The organism is Nonomuraea sp. NPDC049624 (genome assembly GCF_040675255.1).
Classification (GTDB): Bacteria; Actinomycetota; Actinomycetes; order Streptosporangiales; family Streptosporangiaceae; genus Nonomuraea.
In genome coordinates this window covers 637,620-657,413 of sequence record NZ_JBFAOR010000005.1, presented here as the reverse complement: position 1 = coordinate 657,413, position 19,794 = coordinate 637,620, and the positions used below count along the sequence as shown (strand labels likewise).

Below are 19,794 nucleotides of genomic sequence, written 5' to 3'. Positions count from 1 at the left end.
CGAGTGGATCTGCGGCCGCGTGACGTGGGCGCCCACCGACCGCGTTCGCTGGCGGGCACCGAGACCCCGCACACCCTGGACGAGGTACGCGCCCTCGTCCGCCGGGCCATGGTGAGCAAGAGCCGCCTGTACCCGGTCAGCACCGGCAGGAACTGGGGCATGGGCTCCGCGCTGCCGGTCACCGAGGACAACGTCGTCGTCGACCTCAGTCAGATGAACCGCATCCGCGGCCTCGACCTGGAGGCCGGCTACGCCGTCATCGAGCCCGGCGTGACCCAGGCCCAGCTCGCCGAGGCGCTGCGGGACACGCCGTGGATGCTCAACGTCACCGCCTCCTGCGCCGACACCTCGGTCATCGGCAACGCGCTCGAACGCGGCGACGGCTGCTTCCGCTCCCGGGTCCAGGACGTGGCCGGCATCGAGGCCGTGCTCGCCGACGGCAGCGTGATCACCACCGGCGGGCTCGACCCCACCGGCGTCTACCACGGCCGGGTCGCCGGGCCCGACCTGACCGCCGCGTTCGTCCAGCACAACCTGGGCGTCGTCACCGCCATGGCCGTCTCGCTGGTGCCGCGCCCGGAGACGATCGGGCTCGTGCACGCGCGCATCCGCCGCGACCAGGTCGGCGCCGCCGTCGGCGCGATGGCCGGGTTCCTGCGCCGCGGCAACCCCGCGGGCGGGCTCATGCGGCTGCGCGAGCTGGCCCTCGCGCCCAACCGCGACGACGGCTGGCTGCTGCCGGCCGGCGTGGACACCGGCAGGTTCACCGTGCTCGGGCCGCTGCTCGGCACCGGCGCCACCGTCGAGCTGGCCGAGGAGATGCTGCGCAAGGCGCTCATCGAGGTCGAGGGCGGCGAGACGCTGCGCGTGCTCGACGCCGCCGCCGTCGGCCCCGACGACCCGCTCTACACCAGGGCGCTCACCGCCCAGGGCATCCCGACCTGCCAGGGCGTGCGCAACGCGCTCGGCGTCACCTCCTGCGACCAGATCGACGCCGGCGGCATGGGCTTCCTCGTGCTGCTGCCGCTGATGCCGCTGCACGCCAGGAAGACCGAGCGCATCCTCGACGCCCTGCAGACCGCCGTCGACAACCACGGCATCGCCCTGATGGTGGAGTGGAACCTGGTCAGCCCGCACATGGCCAACGCCGTCATCCAGATCTTCTTCGACCGGGCCGACGCCGACGCCGCCCACCGCGCCCACCAGCTGCGCAACGACGCGAGCTGCCTGTTGCGCGGCCACGGCTGCGCCATCTACCGCTCCGACATCGACCACGCCGCCGCCGACGTCTGGTCCGAGACCAGCACCGCCAGCCTCGGCATGCTCCACCGGCTCAAGACCGCTCTCGACCCGGACGGCCTGCTCTCTCCCGGCCGTTACGGCGCCTGACCCCCGAACCACCCCGCGCCGGTCGCACCCACCGCAGTGTGCCGGCCGGCGGGGAACCTGAGGCTTTCTTGCGAGGAGGACCGAGTGCGTGAGACACCAGTGGCCGTCAGAGCAACCGGCGTGACCCGCCGTCACGCCGTGATGCTGCGGCTGGTCGGCGCGGGCGTGATGCTGACCGTGATGGCCGACACCACGGCCACCACCCTGGCCGTCGGCGTGCTGCGTTACACCCCCGCGGGCGCCGGCATGCCGCTGGGCGACCTGGTCTGGCTGACCAGCGCCGCCTTCATCCCGATCGCGGCGCTGCTGGCCACGGCCGGCCGCTGGGCCGACCTGTTCGGCCGCCGCCGGGTGCTGGCGTTCGGGCTGGTGGTCTTCGTGGCCGGCGGGGTCGCCACCGTCGCCGCGTCGTCCTGGTCGTTCGTGCTGGCCGCGCGGGCGGTGCAGGGCGCGGGCGCGGCGGCGATGATCCCGGCCAGCCTCGGGCTGCTGCTCGGCGAGCTGCCCGAGTCGCAACGCCGGGGCGCGATCGCGCTGTGGAGCTCGGCCTCCGGGCTCGGCTGCCTGCTCATGCAGGCCGGCGGCGGCTGGCTGGCCGCCACCGTCGACTGGCGCGCCCTGTTCGTGCCCGACGTCGTCATCGGCGTCGCGCTGCTGATCGCCTGCGCCGCGCTCCCGTCCGGCAGGCGTGCCGCGGCCAAGGGCGTGCCGGACGTGCTCGGCGCCTGGCTGCTGGCCGCCGGGATCGCGGTGATCGTGCTGGCCATCTCCAAGGCCATGGCCTGGGGCCTGGACGTCGTGTGGCTGGCCGTCGCGGCCCTGGCGCTGCTCGGCGGCGCGCTGGCCCAGGCCAGGCACCACCGCCTGCCCGCCATCGACCTGGCGTTGTGGCGGCAGCGCAAGTTCGTCTGGGGCTGGCTGGCCACCTGGTTCTTCGGCGCCCTGTCCTACGGGCTGCTCACCGTGCAGCCGCTGTACCTGCTGCACCTCGGCTACCCCATGCTGGAGGTGGCGATGTGGCTGACGCCCACCTCGGTGGCCGTCGTCGTCACCAGCTACCTGGCCGGCAAGCTGCTCAAGCACATCGGCGCGTACGGCCTGATCTACGCCGGCTCCCTGCTCTGCGGCGGCGCGTGCGTGCTCGTGCTGACCCAGTCCGGGCCGACGGTGTGGGGCCTGATCGCCAGCGTCGTGGTCGGCATGGGCGTCGGCGCGCTGGCGCCCGGCACCTCCGTGGCCACCACCCTGGCCGCCCGCCCCAGCCAGTACGCCTCCGCCGTCGGCGCGGCCACCATGGCGCGCATGGTCGGCGGGGCCGTCGGCATCGCCGTGGTGTCCCTCGTCATCGACCACCCGTTCATCCTGACCGGCCCGCTGGCCGGGCTGGCCGGCGCGCTCGCCATGTGCGTGGCCATCTCGGTGTTCATCGGGGCCATCGCACTCACGAAGATCACCCGGCTGCGGACCGACCCGGGCGACGACATGATCAAGGTGCCGCGCCGGCTGCTGCTGGAGCTGCGCATGACCCTCGCCACCGTCGCGGCGGAGGCCGACGCGCTGCTGCCTGTCGAGACCCGCACGACCCCCAGGGATCACATCCCGAGGCCCCGGGCGGCAGAGAGCTCGGAGACCTACGGAACCACGCACGTCTAGTTCAACCTCAAGAAGGGCTCTCGTCATGGCAACCACCTCGTGCGACGTGGCCATCGTCGGCGCCGGGCTCGGCGGCTGTTTCCTCGCACTGCTGCTGCGCCGCCGCGGGCAGCGCGTCGTCGTCATCGAGCAGGGACCTTCGATCCCCAGCGCGGGCGCCGACTTCCTCAAGCCCCCCGGCCTGCGGGTGCTGGCCCGCCACGGGCTGGCCGAGCTCGTCGAGCGCCACGGCCTGCGGCGCGACCTCATCCGCTACTACCACGACGGCGAGCCGATCAGGGAGTGCCGCTTCCCCGACGGGGGCTTCCTCATCCGCCCCTACCGCGAGCTGGTCGAGCTCATCTACGCCTGCTGCGCGATGGAGGGCGTCGAGTTCTGCTTCGACGCCGCCATCGAGCACGTCGAGCGCGACGGCGACCGCGTCGAGCTGCTGACGCTGTCCGACGGCAGCCGGCTGCGCGCCGACGTGGTCGTGGGCGCCGACGGCACGAAGTCGGCCGTGCGCCGGGCGCTCGACATCGACCAGGTCACCATGCCCTACGACCGGCTGCTGATGCGGGTGGCCACCGTGCCGCTGAGCGCCAGCGTCGCCCGGCTCAACCGGCTCTACTTCAGCTCCGGCGGCTGGCTCGCCTACCTCTACCCGCTCGACAGGGACCAGGCCAGGGTGTTCGTCGGCCTGCCCCCCGAGCAGGACGACGAGGTCTTCGGCCGGGGCGCCGCCGGCCTGCCCGACATGCTGAAGGGCTTCGTCACCGACAGCACCGACGCCTTCGCCTCCCTGCAGGCGGCCGCCTGGCAGCCGATCAGGGTCTCGTCGCTGCGGGTGGGGGCCTACCACCGGGGCAACGCCGCGCTGCTCGGCTCGGCCGCCTTCGCCTGCCACCCCATGACCGGCATGGGCATGAGCTACACCCTGTACGACGCCGAGATCCTGGCCGACGTCATCTCCGCGGCCGGCGGCGACCTGCCGCTGCTCGACAAGCTGCTCCAGGCCCGCTACGAGCCGCGCCGGCAGGCGCACCGGCAGCTCATCGACTACGGCGACGCCCTGGCCGCCACGTTCCACGACCGGCGGGCGTACCTGCGGGCCTTCCGCGCCGACCTGCACATCTACGGCGACGAGGCGGCCCCCCGCACCGCTCCCGCGCTGCAGCCGATCTGACCCCGCCGCCCTCCGGAAGGCCCCCGGCGCCCCGCCTCAGAGACGTACGGGCGGGGCCGCCGGGCCCCGGTAGGGCAGGGTCTGGCTGTAGACGATGTTGGTCGTCGTGCTGCCGAACCGGGCCAGCTCGTCGATGACGCGTTCGAGGTGAGGCATCGAGCCGGCCGCCACCTTCAGCGTGTAACAGTCCTCGCCGGTGGTGCGCAGGCATTCCAGGATCTCCGGGCGCTCGCCGAGCAGGCGGCGCAGCGGCTCGTGCCGGCTGCCGGGATACTTCAGGCGCACCACGGCCAGCACGCCGAACCCGACCTTGCCCAGATCGACCTCCGCCCGGTAGCCGGCGATGACGCCCAGCGCCTCCAGCCGCCTGACCCGCTCGGTCGTCGCCGAGGCGCTGAGGTTGACCCGGCGGCCCAGCTCGGTCAGCGGCAGGCGGCCCTCCCGTTGCAGCTCCGCCAGGATCGCCCAGTCGGTGTCGTCGAGATCCTCGGCCATCCGGCGAATATACCGGCAGATCCACGGCGATTCCCGCCGTACACCGTGAGCGGGGCCTTCAGCCCGGCGGGACGGCCTGGATAACCTTCGGTGTCATGAGAATCGGCGTGAACGTACCGAACTTCGGGCCCGGCACCGACCCGGCCACACTGCGGCGGTGGGCGCAGACCGTCGAGGGCCTCGGCTACGACCTGCTGATGATCTCCGACCACGTCGCGATCACGCCCGACGTCGCCGCGCAGTACCCGGGGCCCTTCTACGAGCCGTTCACCACGCTCTCCTGGCTGGCCGGGATCACCACGCGGGTCAGGCTCGGCACCTCGGTGCTCATCGTGCCGTACCGGCATCCGCTGGTGATGGCCCGGATGGCGGCCAACCTCGACCGGTTCAGCGGCGGCCGGCTGGTGCTCGGCGTGGGCATCGGCTGGGCGCGGCAGGAGTTCGACGCGCTCGGGGTGCCGTTCGAGCGGCGCGGCCGGCTGACCGACGACCACCTGCTGGCCATGCGCGCCGCCTGGTCCGCCGCCGACGACTACCGCGCCGGGCCCATCCCGTTCTGGGTCGGCGGCAACGGCGAGGCCGGGCTGCGCCGCGCCGTACGGCTCGGCCAGGCGTGGCACCCCCTGCGCAACACCCTGCCCTGGCTGCGCGAGGCCGCCGGGCGGCTGGCGGACGTCGCCGGCGAGCTCGGCCGCCCCGTGCCCGCGTTCGCGCCCCGCATCCTGCTGCGGCTGACCGCCGAGCCGGTCACCGGCCCCGGCCGCCACGCCGGGGAGGGCACCCTCGACCAGGTCCTGGCCGACCTCGACGCGCTGCGCCAGCTGGGCGCCGACACCGTCGTGCTCGACCCGTTCGCCGGCGACCCCGCCGAGACGCTGCACCCCCAGACGGCCTGGCACGCGCTCGCCGCCGTGGCCGGCCACTGGGACCTCGAATCCCGCGACCCGTCCAAGGAGGACGACGATGACCCCCGATGACGAGACCCTGCTGCGCCGCGCCATCGAGCTGGCCGCCCGCGCCCGCGCGAACGGCGAGGCCCCCTTCGGCTCGCTGCTGGCCGGCCCCGGCGGCGAGGTGCTGGCCGAGGAGCACAACACGGTCCTCGGCGACCGCGACATCTCCGCCCACCCGGAGCTGAAGCTGGCCCGCTGGGCCGCCCGCGAGCTGACCCCGGAGGTCGCGGCGGCCACCACCATGTACACCAGCTGCCAGCCGTGCGGCATGTGCGCCGGCGCCATCGAACGCTCCGGCCTCGGCCGTGTGGTGTACGCCCTGTCGAACGAGCAGCTGGCCGGCCTCAGAACCGGCCCCGGCTGGCCGCACGTCCCGCAGGAGGGCCCGGCCCTGTACGCCGAGGCCAGCGCGCCGCTGGAGGGCTACTACCGCTGACCCGCCCGTCCCCCGGCCGGCGGCCGCCGATGGTAGGGCCTGCACCACCATCAGGACGGGTGACAGCGGGGGTCCGCCGCGAGGCCGCCGCCGCGATGCTGAGGAGTGATCACGCCCGCCTCACCAGCATCGGAGAGAACCTTGACCGTGGTGGAAACCCCTCGCGCAGCGCCCCGGGGGAGCGACTTCGCGCACCTGTCGCGCCGCATCGCCCAGGCGGGGCTGATGGAGCGGCGGCCCGCCTACTACGCGATCAGGATCGGCCTGGTGGCCGCCCTGTTCGCCGGAGGGTGGACGCTGTTCGCCGCGGTCGGCGACTCCTGGTGGCAGCTCGGCGTCGCGGCGCTGCTGGCCGTCGCCTTCGCCCAGGTCACGCTGCTGGCCCACGACCTGGCCCACGGCCAGGTGTTCCGGTCGCGGCGGCGCAGCAGGATCGCCGGGCTGGTGGTCGGCAACCTGACCGTCGGGCTCAGCTACGGCTGGTGGATGGACAAGCACACCCGCCACCACGCCAACCCCAACCACGAGGATCACGACCCCGACGTCGCGCCCGACATCCTCATCTGGTCGCGGCGGCAGGCCGAGGCCAGCCGCGGCCTGCCCCGCTTCATCGGCAGGTGGCAGGCGTTCCTGTTCTTCCCCCTGCTCACCCTCGAGGGCCTGAACCTGAAGGTGGCCGGCTTCCGCGCCCTGCGCAGGGTGAAGGGCGGACGCACCGAGGGGCTGCTGCTCGTCGCGCACAACCTGGCCTACCTGGCGGGGGTGTTCGCGGTGCTGCCGCCCGGCAAGGCGCTCGCCTTCCTCGCCGTGCACCAGGCCTGCTACGGCGTGTACCTGGGCTGCACGTTCGCGCCCAACCACAAGGGCATGCCGGTGCTCACCGCCGAAAACTCCCTGGACTTCCTCCGCCGCCAGGTGCTGACCTCCAGGAACGTGCGCGGCGGCCGGCTGATGAACGTCGCGCTCGGCGGGCTCAACTACCAGATCGAGCACCACCTGTTCCCCGGCATGCCCTCGGCCAACCTGCGCCGCGCCCGGCCCCTCGTCCGCGAGTACTGCCGCGAGCTCGGCGTCGAGTACGCCGAGTGCGGGCTCGTCGAGTCGTGGGCTCAGGCCATGCGGCACCTGCACGAGGTCGGGGCGCCGCTGCGCGCCCCTCAGGACGTGACCACCAGCTCCAGGCCCTCCTGATCCTCCCGGATCTCATGGCCGGCCGCGGCCAGGACCATCCGCAGCGCGAGCAGCACCGCGGTGCGGATGGTCGCGTACTTCACCAGGCGGGCCGCGGTGTCCGTGCCGGCCGGACCCCAGACGACCACCACCCCGCGGGACGGATCGAGCCAGACGGTGAGCCCCCCGTCGACCGGCGGCAGAGACGGTTCGACGTCGAAACCCGCGTCAGTCAACTCCTGCCGGACCACCAGTTCCAGATCCGGCCCGTCGCCTCGGGCGAAGTCCATCCGAATCCGCTGCCCTGGCACGGACACGCCGAACGCGCCGCCTGTTAAGTGTGGCGGTTGTGTAAGGATGGCGGCTGTGACCGCCGCGTCAGTCTGGCTGCGTCTGTCGCGGGCCGTCGTGTTCGCGACGGTCTGCGGCTTCGTGTCCGCGGCGGGGCACCTGCTGGCCGGTGGCGGGGCCGTCCCGCTCTGGGGCGGCGCGCTCGGGGTGCTGGCCGCCCTCGCCGCCGCGCTCACGATCAACGGCCGCGAGCGCGGCCCCGCGGCGATCCTGGCCGCCACCACGCTCACCCAGCTCGTGCTGCACCAGCTCTTCGAACACCTCGCGCCCGCCACGGGCACCGCCGCCGCGCACGGCCACCCCGCGCCCGCCATGGCGCTGGTCCACCTCACCGTGGCCGCGCTGACGGCGTGGTGGCTGCACCGCGGCGAGCGCGCGCTGTGGCTCATGATCCGCCTGTCCGCCGCGCCGCCCCCGATCCTCGGCCCGCTGCCGCTCGGGCCGGTCGAGGTGCCGATCGAGCTGCGCCGCCCCGGCGGGCGCGCTCCGGCGTACGCCGACGTCCCCACTCCGATGGGCAGGACCGCCTGCCGCACGGTCACCCGGCGAGGGCCACCCCGGCGGCTGCGCCGCCGCTGAAGTGCCGCGTCCGGTCCAGGACGCGTCCCCGTCCTCGCTCTTCCGTGCCCTTCTGTGCCCTTCTGTGCCCGGACGGCGCCCCGGCGCCGGTCCGGCCGTCCGCATCCGGAGTTCCCATGAAGCCCTCCTGGCCCTTCCGCCTGGCCGCGCTCGCCTGCGCGGCCCTCCTGGCGCTGCTGCCGTCCACCGCGGCGCTCGCCCACGACACGCTCAAGAGCAGCTCACCGGCAAAGAACGCGCAGTTGTCCGCGATCGAGCGGATCGAGCTGGAGTTCAACGCCCACGTCCAGTTCCCCTTCGTCGTGCTGCACGACGCGGCGGGCAAGGCCGTCGAGGTCGGCAAGCCCCGCGTCGACGGGCCCAAGGTGGTCGCCGACGTGCCCCGGCAGCCCGCGCCCGGTTCGTACGTGATCGCCTGGCGTGTCGTCTCCTCGGACGGACATCCGATCGAGGGCGAAATCCCGTTCGTCATGAAAGGATCTATTTCTCAACCGGCAGCGGCGCCCTCGCCCGTCGAGGAACGGCCCGCCGCGACGGGCGTCCCCGGCTGGATCTGGGGCGGGCTGGCGGTGCTCGTCGTGCTGGGCGCGGTCCTCCTGATCAGGGGCGCGCGCCGCGGCCCTGACCAGGAGGACGTGGATGCTGGTTGAGCGGGCCAGGGAGCTCGCGCGGCAGTGGGTGCTCGACGAGGGCGCCCGCCTGCCCGGGTTCGAGGGGGCGTTCCTGACCGGGTCCGCGCTGTGGGCGGCCCCGGGCACGGAGCTGGGCCCCACGTCCGACGTGGACGTGATGGTGCTCGCCGACCCGCCGCCCGCGATCGGCAAGTTCCGCTACGAGGGCGTCCTGCTGGAGGTCTCCGGCATCGCCCGCATCGGCTCCACCCACGAGGTGCTGAGCGACTACCACCTGGCCGGCAGCTTCCACCTGCCCAGCGTGCTGGCCGACCCGACCGGGCGGCTCGGCAAGATCCAGCGCCTGGTGGCCCGCGACTTCGCCGAGCGGCCCTGGATCATCGCCCGCTGCACGCAGGCGATGGACCGGGTGCGCGGCTGGATCAACTCCATGGACGAGAACGCGCCCGTCCCCGAGCAGGTGGCGTCCTGGCTGTTCGGCACCGGCGTGACCACGCACGTCCTGCTGGTCGCCGGGCTGCGCAACCCGACCGTGCGCCGCCGGTACGCCGCCGTGCGCGAGCTGCTGGCCGGGCACGGCCGGCTCGACTGGCACGAGCACCTGCTCGAACTGCTGGGCTGCGCGCGGATGACCCGGCAGCGGGTGGAGCGGCACCTGGCGGCCCTGGAGGCGGTCTTCGACGCGACGGCCGGGCTGGAGGCGCCCTCCTACCGCTTCACCTCCGACATCACGCCGCAGGCGCGTCCGGTCGCCATCGACGGCAGCCGCGAGCTCGTCGCCGCCGGGCTGCACCGGGAGGCGGTGTTCTGGCTGGTCGCCACGTACGCGCGCTGCCTGGACAAACGCGCCGCCGCAGGGGCGCCGGCCGGGTACGAGGCGGGCTTCCAGGAGCTGCTGGCCGACCTCGGCGCCGAGACGTTCGCCGACCGGCGCCGCCGCGGCGACCACGTGCTGGCCGCCCTGCCCAGCCTGTGGCAGACGGCCATGGCACTGTGCTGACGGGCCCCCGGGCCGCCCGCCTCAGGTCCGGCGCAGCGAGCGGGTCAGACCGGCGGCGATCGTCGTGGCCAGCACCCAGCCGGCCATGATGAGCCCCCAGGCCAGCCACTGCGCGCCGCCCTGCGGGTTGTAGGCCTTCTCCTGCCCGAGGTCGATGATCGGCAGCAGCAGGTCGAGGGTGTAGACCAGCGCGTGGAACGGCGGCGCCTCACCCGGCTTCAGCGGCGGCGGCACGTCGAGCCCGAACACGACCGTGCCCGCGGCCAGCAGCGCGGCCAGCCAGGCCGCCGCGCGCAGGGGGCGGAAGCCGTAGCCGACGGTGGCGTCCTGGAGGTGGCCCCAGAAACGGGCGTACCAGGGGAGCGTGGCGCGGCGTTGACGCTGGCCGGCCAGCAGCGTCTCGCGGGCGTCGGCGTCGCCGCCGAGCCGCCGGTACATCGCGGCCAGCTGCTCGTAGGCGCCCGGCAGGTAGCCGTCGGGGTCGGCACGCAGCCAGCGCAGCCGCCGCGCGGCCGGCAGCATGGGGTCGAGCACCTCGTACGACAGCCCGTCCATGCGCATCGCCCGCGGCCGCCCGGCGGGGTCGTCACGCAGGACGCCGATCCGCGCGTACCGTAACTCCACCACCCCATCGACCGGCGCGGCCGTGCGCAGCGCCAGCTCGCGGGCCTCCAGCCGCCAGCACTTCAGCGCCACCTCGCCGGGCGCGGCCAGGGTGGCGCCGTCGAGGCACAGGCGGCTGCCGACCTGGGCGCTGGTCAGCCTGATCCGGCCGCCGGGCAGCCGCAGCTCGCCGGTGACGTGGCTGCCCGCCAGCCACAGATTGCCCTCGACCTGGACGTTCGAGGCGGTCAGGCCGGGCAGCAGCGAGCCGCTGAAGCTGAGGAAGCGGGTGCGGGCGTGGTAGAGGTCGGGGGCGGCGTCGAAGGCGCAGCCCTGGAAGGTGACGGGGAAGGGGAGCTCGGCGAACGCCAGGTTGAGCGCGCCGGTGATGCGCGCCCCAGCCAGGATCAGCCGCGGCTGGTCGGCGGGCTCGTCGAACCCGCCGAGCAGCAGCCCGGCCAGCACCTCGCCCCGGACCGTGCGGCCGGCGTCCCAGGACGCGGCCACGGCGGGGTCGTCGCCGGCGGGGTCGCCAGTGCGCAGGTCGACGGCGCGGCCGTGGGCGAGCGCGGCGGCCACGGCCCGCTCGGCGTCGTTGAGAGCGGCGATCGGCACACCGCCATCATCGCCGACCCCGCCTCACGCGCGGACCTCAAGGCCCGGCGCCTCAGGAGCGGACCTCCAGGCCCAGAGCCTCAGGAACGGAGCTCCATGACCCGGGGCCTCAGGAGCGGACCTCCAGGCCCAGCGCCTCGGCGATGACCGTGGCCTGGAAGGGGTCGATGACCGCCTTCTTGAGCGTGACCGTGTGCGGGTCGAGCGTGCTCAGGTCGCTGCCGCGCAGGTCGCAGCCGGTGAGGTCGGCGCCGTGCAGCCAGGCCCCCGACAGGTCGGCCCGGCGCAGCTCGGCCCCGGCGAGCCGGGCCCCGGTCAGGTCGGCCTCGCGCAGCCGGACGCCGTGGAAGGCGCTGCCGCGCAGGTCGGCGCCGGGCAGCCCGGTGTAGGACCAGTCGCCGCCGTCGACCTTCAGCAGCCCGAAGGTGCAGCCGTCGAACATGCTGCCGGTCAGCTTGCACCCCCTGAACGTGGCGTCGAACAGGGAGCACCGGCTGAACAGGCAGTTGAGGAAGCGCGCGTCCTCGTGGGTGGAGACGTTGAGCCGCACGTTCCTGAACGTGCACTCCTCGAACGAGGCCCCCTGGTCGACCAGCTCGGTCAGGTCGACGCCCTGGAACAGGACCCGGTGGAAGGTCTCACCGGCGATCTCCGTCCTGTCCCAGTCGTCGGCGTGGATCGTCGTCTCGATCGGGGGCGCGGGCACCCCGTGCTTACGGTCGGCCATGCGAACAAACTAGCGGATCACGCCTTGTTCGCGATGGCCGTGATGAGCGGCTGGACGAGCTTGGCCGCCAGCGGCCCGAACGCCGCCAGGATCAGCACGTACGCCGCCGCCAGGGCCCCGAGGTCGGGATGGGCCCCGGCGCCCACCGCCAGGCCCGCGATGACGATGTTGAACTCGCCGCGCGGGATGAGGGCGATGCCCGCCCGTGCCTGACCGGCCTTGCCGATGCCCGCCCGTCTGGCCGCGTACGCGCCCGTCAGGAGCTTGGTCACCATGCTCACCAGCGCCAGCAGCGCGGCCAGCCCCGCCACCGGCAGGATCTTCGCCGGGTCGGTCTGGAACCCGAAGAAGACGAAGAACACCGCCGCGAAAAGGTCGCGCAGCGGCGCGAGCAGCGCCTGCGCGTCGTGCGCGAGCTGCCCCGACAGCGCGATCCCGACCAGGAACGCGCCGACCGCCGCCGAGACCTGCAGCTGCTGGGCCAGCCCGGCCACCAGCAGCGCCAGCCCGACCACCTTCAGCAGCAGCACCTCGGAGTTGGGGCTCGACACGAACGCCTCGATGAAGCGCCCGAAGCGCAGCGCCACGACGAGCACGACGCTCACCGTGCCGAGCGCGATGCCGACCGAGATCGCCCCGCTGACCAGGCTCAGGCCGGCCAGCAACGTGGTGAGGACCGGCAGGTAGACCGCCATGGTCAGGTCCTCGAACACCAGCAGGGACAACACCGTCGGCGTCTCCCTGTTACCGATCCAGCCCAGATCGGACAGCACCTTGGCGGTGATGCCGGAGGAGGTGGCGTAGGTGACGCCCGCCATGGCCACCGCCGCGACCGGCCCCCAGCCCAGCAGCAAGGCGCAGATCGCGCCGGGGGCGGCGTTCAGCACGAGGTCGACGATGCCGGCCCGCGCGTTGCTCGTGAGGCTGGTGACCAGTTCGTCGGCGTTGTACTCCAGGCCGAGCGTCAGCAGCAGCAGGACGACGCCCAGCTCCGCGCCGACCGAGATGAACTCCTCGCTGGTCGCCAGCGGCAGCACGCCGCCCGTGCCGAACGCCAGACCGGCGATCAGGTAGAGCGGGATGGGGGAGATGCCGCCGCGCAGCGCGAGCGCGCCCAGAACCCCCAGACCCAGTAGAACAGCACCGAACTCGAGAAAGATGACTGCGGTTTCGTGCACCCGCGGTTACCCGTCAGCCAGGATGCCGGCGACTTCCGCGGTGCTGTCCGCGCTGCCCACCACGACCACGACGTCGCCCTCGCGGAAGACGAAGTCGGGGCCGGGGCTGGCGAACACCTGGCCGCCGCGGACCACGGCGACGATCGAGGCGCTGGTACGGGTCCTGACCCGGGCCTCGCCCATGGTGCGCCCGGCGTAGGGGGAGCCGGACGGGATGGGGAGCTGGACGCTGACCAGGCCCTCGACCTGCTGGTGCAGCTGGTTGAGCCGCTGCACGATGCGGGGGGCGCCGAGGAGCTCGGCCAGGGCGTCGGCCTCCTCGTCGTTCAGCTTGACCGTCTGACAGGCGCGGTCGGGGTCGTCCTTGTCGTAGATCACCAGGTCGCGACGGCCGGTGCGGTGCGAGACGATGCCTACCCGCTGGCCGGCGCGGGTGGTGAAGTCGTGCCGAAGCCCGATCCCCGGCAACGCTGTCTGCTCTACCTCCACCTATCCCACCCATCCCAAAAAATACGCATATTTCTGGACAACACTACCAACGGTCTCCGCCCGCTTGACCTCCTCGTATCCCGCCGTTGCACGCCGTCCGGTGCCCGCCGGCTGCCCGCCGCGTCCCCCGCCCGGCCCGCGCGGGAACGGCCCGCGCGGGAACGGCCCGCGCGGGAACGGGCGGCGCGGGCGGGACGCGGGTGGGAAAATGCCGGGGATGTTGCCGCGGGAGGGCGAGACGAAGCGATGCCGACCACTTCCCCCATCCGGCTGCTGCTCGTGGAGGACCACGCGATGGTGGCCGAGGCCATCGGCCAGGCGCTCGGCCGGGCGCCGGGCATCGAGGTGGTGGCGCAGGCGGGCACGGTCGCCGCCGCCCTCGCCGAGGCCGCCCACCGCCGGCCCGACGTCGTGGTGCTCGACCGGCGGCTGCCCGACGGCGACGGCGTCGAGGCGATCGGCCGGTTCGCGGCGGTCGCGCCCGCGGCCCGGGTGCTGGTGCTGACCGGGGAGGCCACCGCCTCCGTCGCCGCGCGGGTGGTGGAGGCGGGCGGGGCGGGCCTGCTGGTGAAGTCGTCCAGGCTGGAGGAGCTGGAGTCGGCGGTGCGCGAGGTGGCCGCCGGCGGCGTGGTGTTCGCGCCCGGCCTGCTGCCCGGCGTGCTCGACCGGCTGACCGGCCGGGTGCGCAGCCTGAGTGCGGCGCTGACCGCGCGCGAGCGCGAGACGCTGCGGCTGCTGGCCGAAGGGGCGAGCACGGATGAGATCGGCACGCGGCTCGGCGTGGCCCGCAACACCGCGCGCAACCACGTCCAGCACGTCCTGGAAAAGCTCGGGGCCCGGTCCAAGCTGGAGGCCGTGGCCGTCGCGCGCCGGGAAGGGCTGCTCGACTGACGCAGATGCACCAGACGGCGTCCCTCATCCGTACCGGAAGAGGTGGTTCCGCTGCGTCTCGTGATCAGTCCTGTACTGCCCGACAGTAGGAGGATGGGCAGTTTCGCTGCGCCGTACCAGGTGGACACCCAGCTCCCGGAAGAGATGGGCAGCATCACCGCGGCCCGTCAGAGAGCACGTGAGGTGCTGGCCGAGTGCGGCTATCGCGGACGCCGCGAGGACGTCCTGCTCGTGGTCTCCGAGCTGGTGACCAACGCGCTCGTCCACGGCGACGGCCCGCCCGCCTTACGCATCCGCTGCACCCCCTCCCACGTGCGGATCGAGGTGCGCGACCGCGGCCCCCGCCTGCCCGTGCCGCGCGAGCCCGGGCCGGACAACGGCTGGGGCCTGCGCGTCGTCGAGCTGCTGTCCACCGGCTGGGGCGTCTCCCGCCCCGAGGGGGACGGAGCCGAGGGCGACGGAGAGGGCGGCAAGGTGGTGTGGTGCGAGCTGGCGCCCCACGTCGTCGCGCTCGCCCAGGAGCGCTCCAGGGCATGATCGAGTTTCGGTCTTCCGCCGGGCCGTGCGAAGCTGCAGTATGCCCGGTCAAGACAGGCAGTCAGAGGACATCCAGCTGCTCGTCCGCAGCGTCGTCGACTACTCGATCTGTCTCCTCGACCCCGCGGGCCATGTGACCAGCTGGAACGCCGGCGCCGAGCGCATCAAGGGCTACCGGGCCGAGGAGATCATCGGCCGCCACTTCTCGGTCTTCTACCCGCCCGAGGCCGTCGCGGCCGGTCGTCCGGAACAACTGCTGGGCCGTGCGGCGGCGGCCGGCCGGGTGGCCGACGAGGGCTGGCGCGTCCGCAAGGACGGCGCCCGGTTCTGGGCGCGCGTGGTCATCACCGCCCTGCGCGACGAGCGGGGCCTGCTGCGCGGGTTCGGCAAGGTCACCGGCGACCTGACCGAGCGCCGCCTGGCCGAGCAGGCGATGCGCGACAGCGAGGAGCGCTTCCGCCTGCTGGTCCAGAACGTCGTCGACTACGCCATCTTCATGCTCGACGCCCAGGGCCGGATCGTCAGCTGGAACGCCGGCGCCGAGCGCATCAAGGGCTACCGGGCCGAGGAGATCATCGGCCGCCACTTCTCGGTCTTCTACCCGCCCGAGGACGTCGCGGCCGGCAAGCCCGCCATGGAGCTGGAGGTCGCCGTCGCCGACGGCCGGTGGGAGGAGGAGGGCTGGCGCGTCCGCAAGGACGGCACCAGGTTCTGGGCCAGCGTGGTCATCACCGCCCTGCACGACGAGCGCGGCGAGCTGCGCGGGTTCGGCAAGGTCACCCGCGACCTGACCGAGCGCCGCAACGTGGCCCGCGCCCTCGACGAACGCGGCATGCTGCTGGCCCACCTGGTCCGCGCCCAGGAGGTCGAACGCCGGCGCATCGCCTACGACGTGCACGACGACACGATCCAGTCCATGGTCGCCGTCGGCATGCGCCTGCGCGCGATGGAGAGCGGCCTCGGCGGTGAGCAGGCCGCCGAGGTGCGCGGCATCGGCGAGGCCGTCGAGGCGGCCGTCGCCCGCCTGCGCGACCTGACCTTCGAGCTGCGCCCACCGGCTCTCGACGAGGAGGGCCTGGTCGAGGGCCTGGCCGGCTACCTGCGGCAGGTGACGGCCGGCACCGGGCTGTCGTTCGAGATCGACCACCGCCTCGACGCCGACCCGCCGCCCGAGGCCGCCGTCACCATCTTCCGGATCTGCCAGGAGGCGATCACGAACGTGCGCAAGCACGCCCGCGCCACCTCGATCAGGCTCTCGCTGGTCTCGCTCGACCGCGGCGTGCACGTCCGCGTCGCCGACGACGGCACCGGGCTGCCGCCGGGCGCCGAGGGGCCGCTGCGCCACTTCGGGCTGATCGAGATGCGCGAACGGGCCGAGATCGCGGGCGGCTGGTGGAGCCTGACCGACCGGCCGGGGGCCGGGACCACCGTGGACTTCTGGGTGCCGGCCGTCCCGCACGCCTGACCGCCGCTCACCGGCGGGGGAGCACCTCCACGGCCTGGCGGGCGATCTCCCACTCCTCGTCCGTGGGCACGACCAGCACCGCCACCTCCGCGCCCGGCGGCGAGACCGCCCGCTCCCCGGCCGGGCCGGCCGCGTTCAGCGCGGGGTCCACGGTGATGCCGAGCCGGTCGAGCCCGGCCAGGGACTCCGCGCGGGTGGCCGCGTCGTGCTCGCCGACGCCGCCGGTGAACACGATCGCGTCCAGGCGGCCGAGCAGGGCGTAGTACGCGCCGACGTACTTGCGGATGCGCCGGGTGTAGACCTCCAGGGCCAGCCGGGCCTCCTCGTCGCCGCGGGCCCGCACCTCGCGCATGTCGAGCGTCCCGGCCAGGGCGCGCAGGCCGCCCTCGCGGCTGAGCGCGCGCTCCACCTCCTCGCCGCCCATGCCGCGCACCCGCGCCAGGTAGCCGGCGATCGCGGGGTCCACGTCGCCGGAACGGGTGCCCATCACCAGCCCCTCCAGCGGGGTCAGCCCCATGGAGGTGTCCACGCTGCGCCCGCCGGACATCGCCGTCGCGCTGGCGCCGTTGCCCAGGTGCAGCACGACGAGGTCGAGCCCGGCCAGGTCGCGGCCGAGGAGGGCGGCGGCGCGGCGGGAGACGTAGGCGCAGGAGGTGCCGTGGAAGCCGTAGCGCCGCACGCCGAGCTCCCGCCAGGCCCGCGGCACCGCGTACGTGTACGCCTGCGGCGGCAGCGTGAGCTGGAACGCCGTGTCGAACACCGCCACCTGCGGCACCCCGGGGAACGCCGCCCGCGCCACCCGGATCCCCGCCAGGTTCACCGGGTTGTGCAGCGGCGCGAGGGGCGCCAGCTCCTCGATCGCGGCGATCACCTCGTCGTCCACGAGCGCCGGGCCGGTGAAGCGGGTGCCGCCGTGCACGACCCGGTGCCCGACGGCGACCGGCTCCAGCCCCGGCCCGGCCCGCTGGAACGCCTCCAGCATCGCCGCCAGCCCCTCGGCGTGCCCGGGGAACCGCTCCTCCCGCACGTACGGCGGCCCGCTGCCGGCGTGGTGCGTCAGCCGCCCGCGCTCCTCGCCGATGCGCTCCACCAGCCCGCGCGCCGGACGCTCGCGGGTGCGCACGTCCACCAGCTCGTACTTGATGGAGGAGGAGCCGGTGTTCAGGACGAGAATTCGGCCGGCCATGTCCACGACCTGATCTCCGCCGGGTCCTCGCCGTGCTCCCTGGTGTGGGCGCGGGCCCGCAGCCGCGCGTCGCTCATCCGCTGGCGCAGGTGCGCGGCCTTGGAGCCGAGCCCCGGCACCCGGTCGATGACGTCGATGACCAGGTGGTAGCGGTCGATGTCGTTGAGCATGGCCATGTCGAACGGCGTGGTCGTGGTGCCCTCCTCCTTGTAGCCGCGCACGTGCATGTTGGCGTGCCCGGTGCGGCGGTAGGCGAGCTGGTGGATGAGCGAGGGGTAGCCGTGGAAGTTGAAGATGATCGGCCGGTCCACGGTGAACAGCGTGTCGAACTCGGCGTCCGGCATGCCGTGCGGATGCTCCGACCGCGGCTGCAGCCGCATCAGGTCCACCACGTTGACGACGCGCACCTTCAGCTCCGGCAGGTGCTCGCGCAGCAGCGCCGCGGCGGCCAGCGTCTCCTGGGTCGGCACGTCGCCCGCGCAGGCCAGCACCACGTCCGGCTCGCTGCCCTGGTCGGTGGAGGCCCACGGCAGGATGCCCAGGCCGCGCGTGTTGTGCGCGATCGCCTCCTCCATCGTGAACAGGTCCAGCACCGGCTGCTTGCCCGCCACGATCACGTTGACGTAGTCGCGCGAGCGCAGGCAGTGGTCGGCCACCGACAGCAGGGTGTTGGCGTCCGGCGGCAGGTAGACCCGCACCACCGACGCCTTCTTGTTGACGACCACGTCCAGGAAGCCGGGGTCCTGGTGGCTGAAGCCGTTGTGGTCCTGCCGCCACACGTGCGACGACAGCAGGTACGTCAGCGACGCCACCGGCCGCCGCCACGAGATCTTCTGCGACGACTCCAGCCACTTGGCGTGCTGGTTGAACATGGCGTCGATGATGTGGATGAACGCCTCGTAGCAGTTGAACAGGCCGTGCCGGCCGGTCAGCAGGTAGCCCTCCAGCCAGCCCTGGCACAGGTGCTCGCTCAGCACCTCCATCACCCGGCCGCCGGGGGCCAGGTTCTCGTCCGTGGGCAGCAGCTCGGCCTCCCACGCCCGGTCGGTGACCTCGAACACGTCCTGCAGCCGGTTGGAGGCGGTCTCGTCGGGGCCCATCAGCCGGAAGTTGCGCGGGTTGCCGGCGATCACGTCGCGCAGGAACCCGCCGAGCACCCGCGTCGGCTCGGTCAGCTGCGCGGCCGGGGACTTGACCTCGACGGCGTGCCGGCGGAAGTCCGGCAGCCGCAGCGGCTGCAGCAGCTCGCCGCCGTTGGCGTGCGGGTTGGCGCTCATCCGCAGCGGCCCCCGCGGCACCGTCGCCAGCACCTCCTCGACCGGCCTGCCGTCGGAGCCGAACAGCTCCTGCGGCCGGTACGAGCGCATCCACTCCTCCAGCATCGCCAGGTGCGCCGGGTTCTCCCGGACCCCGGCCAGCGGCACCTGGTGGGCCCGCCAGGTGCCCTCGACCGGCTTGCCGTCCACCTCGCGCGGGCCGGTCCAGCCCTTCGGCGTGCGCAGGACGATCATCGGCAGCCGCCGGTCCTGGCCGTCCTTGTACTCGGCCAGCTCGTCGAAGACGGTGTCGAGGGTGGCGGCCATCTCCTCGTGCGAGGGGCCGACCAGGTGGGGGCGGTAGCCGTACCCCTCCATGAGCTTGAACAGGTCCTGCTCGGGGATGCGGGCCAGCACGGTGGGATTGGCGATCTTGTAGCCGTTCAGGTGCAGGATGGGGAGCACGACGCCGTCGCGCCGGGGGTCGAGGAACTTGTTGGAATGCCAGCTCGCGGCCAGCGGGCCGGTCTCGGCCTCGCCGTCGCCGATGACGCAGGCCACCACCAGTCCGGGGTTGTCGAACGCGGCGCCGTAGGCGTGGGCGAGGGAGTAGCCCAGCTCGCCGCCCTCGTGGATGGAGCCGGGCGTCTCGGGCGCGACGTGGCTGGGGATGCCGCCGGGGAAGGAGAACTGGCGGAACAGCCGCCGCATGCCCTCGACGTCCTGCGAGACGTCCGGATAACGCTCGGTGTAGGAGCCCTCAAGCCAGGCGTGCGCGACGGCGGCGGGCCCGCCGTGGCCGGGACCGGCGATGTAGATCATGTCCTGGTCGCGTTCGGAGATCACCCGGTTGAGGTGGGCGAAGCAGAAGTTGAGCCCCGGGGTGGTGCCCCAGTGGCCGAGCAGGCGCGGCTTGATGTGCTCGGGGCGCAGCGGCTCGGTCAGCAGCGGGTTGTCCAGCAGGTAGATCTGCCCGACGGACAGGTAGTTGGCCGCCCGCCAGTACGCGTCTATGTGGTCCATG

General features: G+C 73.6%; 20 protein-coding genes. 12 read left to right on the top strand and 8 right to left on the bottom strand.

Features of this window, described 5'->3' with window-relative positions; genetic code table 11:
• Nucleotides 1-3: 3 nt before the first annotated feature.
• From AB0J76_RS23995 to AB0J76_RS23985, 3 genes are all read left to right on the top strand, one after another.
• Complete coding sequence (locus AB0J76_RS23995) at nt 4-1,389, top strand: FAD-binding oxidoreductase (RefSeq protein WP_352328235.1); 1,386 nt, start codon at nt 4-6, stop codon at nt 1,387-1,389.
• Nucleotides 1,390-1,473: 84 nt separating this feature from the next.
• The gene (locus AB0J76_RS23990) at nt 1,474-3,042 is read left to right on the top strand and encodes an MFS transporter (protein WP_352328236.1); all 1,569 of its coding nucleotides are present in this window, start codon (nt 1,474-1,476) and stop codon (nt 3,040-3,042) included.
• Nucleotides 3,043-3,067: 25 nt separating this feature from the next.
• Nucleotides 3,068-4,207 (top strand): FAD-dependent oxidoreductase, encoded by a 1,140-nt coding sequence (locus AB0J76_RS23985; protein WP_352328237.1) that lies wholly within the window; start codon nt 3,068-3,070, stop codon nt 4,205-4,207.
• Between the two features lie 36 nt (nt 4,208-4,243).
• Here the strand turns inward: AB0J76_RS23985 and AB0J76_RS23980 are convergent, their stop codons facing one another.
• The gene (locus AB0J76_RS23980; RefSeq protein ID WP_352328238.1) at nt 4,244-4,702 is read right to left on the bottom strand and encodes an Lrp/AsnC family transcriptional regulator; all 459 of its coding nucleotides are present in this window, start codon (nt 4,700-4,702) and stop codon (nt 4,244-4,246) included.
• A gap of 95 nt (nt 4,703-4,797) precedes the next feature.
• Between AB0J76_RS23980 and AB0J76_RS23975 the strand changes: the two genes are divergently transcribed.
• The 3 genes from AB0J76_RS23975 to AB0J76_RS23965 all read left to right on the top strand — a co-directional run bounded on the left by AB0J76_RS23975 (nt 4,798) and on the right by AB0J76_RS23965 (nt 7,282).
• Nucleotides 4,798-5,679 carry an LLM class flavin-dependent oxidoreductase gene (locus tag AB0J76_RS23975; RefSeq protein WP_352328239.1) on the top strand — a complete coding sequence of 294 codons (882 nt, stop codon included), beginning with the start codon at nt 4,798-4,800 and terminating at the stop codon, nt 5,677-5,679.
• Complete coding sequence (locus tag AB0J76_RS23970) at nt 5,666-6,091, top strand: nucleoside deaminase (protein ID WP_352328240.1); 426 nt, start codon at nt 5,666-5,668, stop codon at nt 6,089-6,091. Before AB0J76_RS23975 ends, AB0J76_RS23970 begins: the two co-directional genes overlap by 14 nt.
• A 225-nt stretch (nt 6,092-6,316) precedes the next feature.
• Nucleotides 6,317-7,282 (top strand): acyl-CoA desaturase, encoded by a 966-nt coding sequence (locus AB0J76_RS23965; RefSeq protein ID WP_352328243.1) that lies wholly within the window; start codon nt 6,317-6,319, stop codon nt 7,280-7,282.
• On the opposite strand, the gene AB0J76_RS23960 is transcribed toward AB0J76_RS23965, so the two are convergent.
• Entirely contained in the window at nt 7,249-7,551 is a 303-nt protein-coding gene (locus AB0J76_RS23960; protein ID WP_352328241.1) for a hypothetical protein, read from the bottom strand. The genes AB0J76_RS23965 and AB0J76_RS23960 overlap by 34 nt on opposite strands.
• 76 nt (nt 7,552-7,627) lie before the next feature.
• Here AB0J76_RS23960 and AB0J76_RS23955 point away from each other — a divergent pair, with 76 nt between their 5' ends.
• The 3 genes from AB0J76_RS23955 (at nt 7,628) to AB0J76_RS23945 (ending at nt 9,823) form a co-directional block, all read left to right on the top strand.
• On the top strand, nt 7,628-8,191 hold the full coding sequence (locus AB0J76_RS23955; RefSeq protein WP_352328242.1) for a hypothetical protein: 564 nt from the start codon (nt 7,628-7,630) through the stop codon (nt 8,189-8,191).
• A gap of 116 nt (nt 8,192-8,307) precedes the next feature.
• Complete coding sequence (locus AB0J76_RS23950; protein ID WP_352331068.1) at nt 8,308-8,841, top strand: copper resistance CopC family protein; 534 nt, start codon at nt 8,308-8,310, stop codon at nt 8,839-8,841.
• Nucleotides 8,831-9,823: a hypothetical protein gene (locus AB0J76_RS23945; RefSeq protein WP_352331070.1), complete on the top strand. Its 993-nt coding sequence runs from the start codon at nt 8,831-8,833 to the stop codon at nt 9,821-9,823. Before AB0J76_RS23950 ends, AB0J76_RS23945 begins: the two co-directional genes overlap by 11 nt.
• A 21-nt stretch (nt 9,824-9,844) precedes the next feature.
• Here the strand turns inward: AB0J76_RS23945 and AB0J76_RS23940 are convergent, their stop codons facing one another.
• The 4 genes from AB0J76_RS23940 to AB0J76_RS23925 form a co-directional block, all read right to left on the bottom strand.
• Entirely contained in the window at nt 9,845-11,041 is a 1,197-nt protein-coding gene (locus AB0J76_RS23940) for a hypothetical protein (protein WP_364390490.1), read from the bottom strand.
• A 109-nt stretch (nt 11,042-11,150) separates the two neighbouring features.
• A complete protein-coding gene (locus AB0J76_RS23935) occupies nt 11,151-11,768 on the bottom strand; it encodes a pentapeptide repeat-containing protein (protein ID WP_352329069.1) in 618 nt (205 codons plus the stop codon).
• Between the two features lie 17 nt (nt 11,769-11,785).
• Nucleotides 11,786-12,946, bottom strand: a complete 1,161-nt coding sequence (locus tag AB0J76_RS23930) for a cation:proton antiporter (protein WP_352329071.1) — start codon at nt 12,944-12,946, stop codon at nt 11,786-11,788.
• A 6-nt stretch (nt 12,947-12,952) separates the two neighbouring features.
• A complete protein-coding gene (locus tag AB0J76_RS23925; RefSeq protein WP_352329073.1) occupies nt 12,953-13,435 on the bottom strand; it encodes a cation:proton antiporter regulatory subunit in 483 nt (160 codons plus the stop codon).
• Nucleotides 13,436-13,681: 246 nt separating this feature from the next.
• On the opposite strand from AB0J76_RS23925, the gene AB0J76_RS23920 reads away from it, so the two are divergent.
• The 3 genes from AB0J76_RS23920 to AB0J76_RS23910 all read left to right on the top strand — a co-directional run bounded on the left by AB0J76_RS23920 (nt 13,682) and on the right by AB0J76_RS23910 (nt 16,328).
• A complete protein-coding gene (locus tag AB0J76_RS23920) occupies nt 13,682-14,326 on the top strand; it encodes a response regulator transcription factor (protein ID WP_352329074.1) in 645 nt (214 codons plus the stop codon).
• A gap of 93 nt (nt 14,327-14,419) precedes the next feature.
• On the top strand, nt 14,420-14,863 hold the full coding sequence (locus AB0J76_RS23915; RefSeq protein WP_352329076.1) for an ATP-binding protein: 444 nt from the start codon (nt 14,420-14,422) through the stop codon (nt 14,861-14,863).
• A 40-nt stretch (nt 14,864-14,903) separates the two neighbouring features.
• The gene (locus AB0J76_RS23910; protein WP_364390487.1) at nt 14,904-16,328 is read left to right on the top strand and encodes a PAS domain S-box protein; all 1,425 of its coding nucleotides are present in this window, start codon (nt 14,904-14,906) and stop codon (nt 16,326-16,328) included.
• A 7-nt stretch (nt 16,329-16,335) separates the two neighbouring features.
• Here the strand turns inward: AB0J76_RS23910 and AB0J76_RS23905 are convergent, their stop codons facing one another.
• Both AB0J76_RS23905 and AB0J76_RS23900 read right to left on the bottom strand, forming a co-directional pair.
• Nucleotides 16,336-17,514 carry an acetate kinase gene (locus tag AB0J76_RS23905; RefSeq protein WP_352329080.1) on the bottom strand — a complete coding sequence of 393 codons (1,179 nt, stop codon included), beginning with the start codon at nt 17,512-17,514 and terminating at the stop codon, nt 16,336-16,338.
• The gene (locus AB0J76_RS23900) at nt 17,490-19,793 is read right to left on the bottom strand and encodes a phosphoketolase family protein (protein WP_364390485.1); all 2,304 of its coding nucleotides are present in this window, start codon (nt 19,791-19,793) and stop codon (nt 17,490-17,492) included. Before AB0J76_RS23900 ends, AB0J76_RS23905 begins: the two co-directional genes overlap by 25 nt.
• Nucleotide 19,794: the final 1 nt, after the last annotated feature.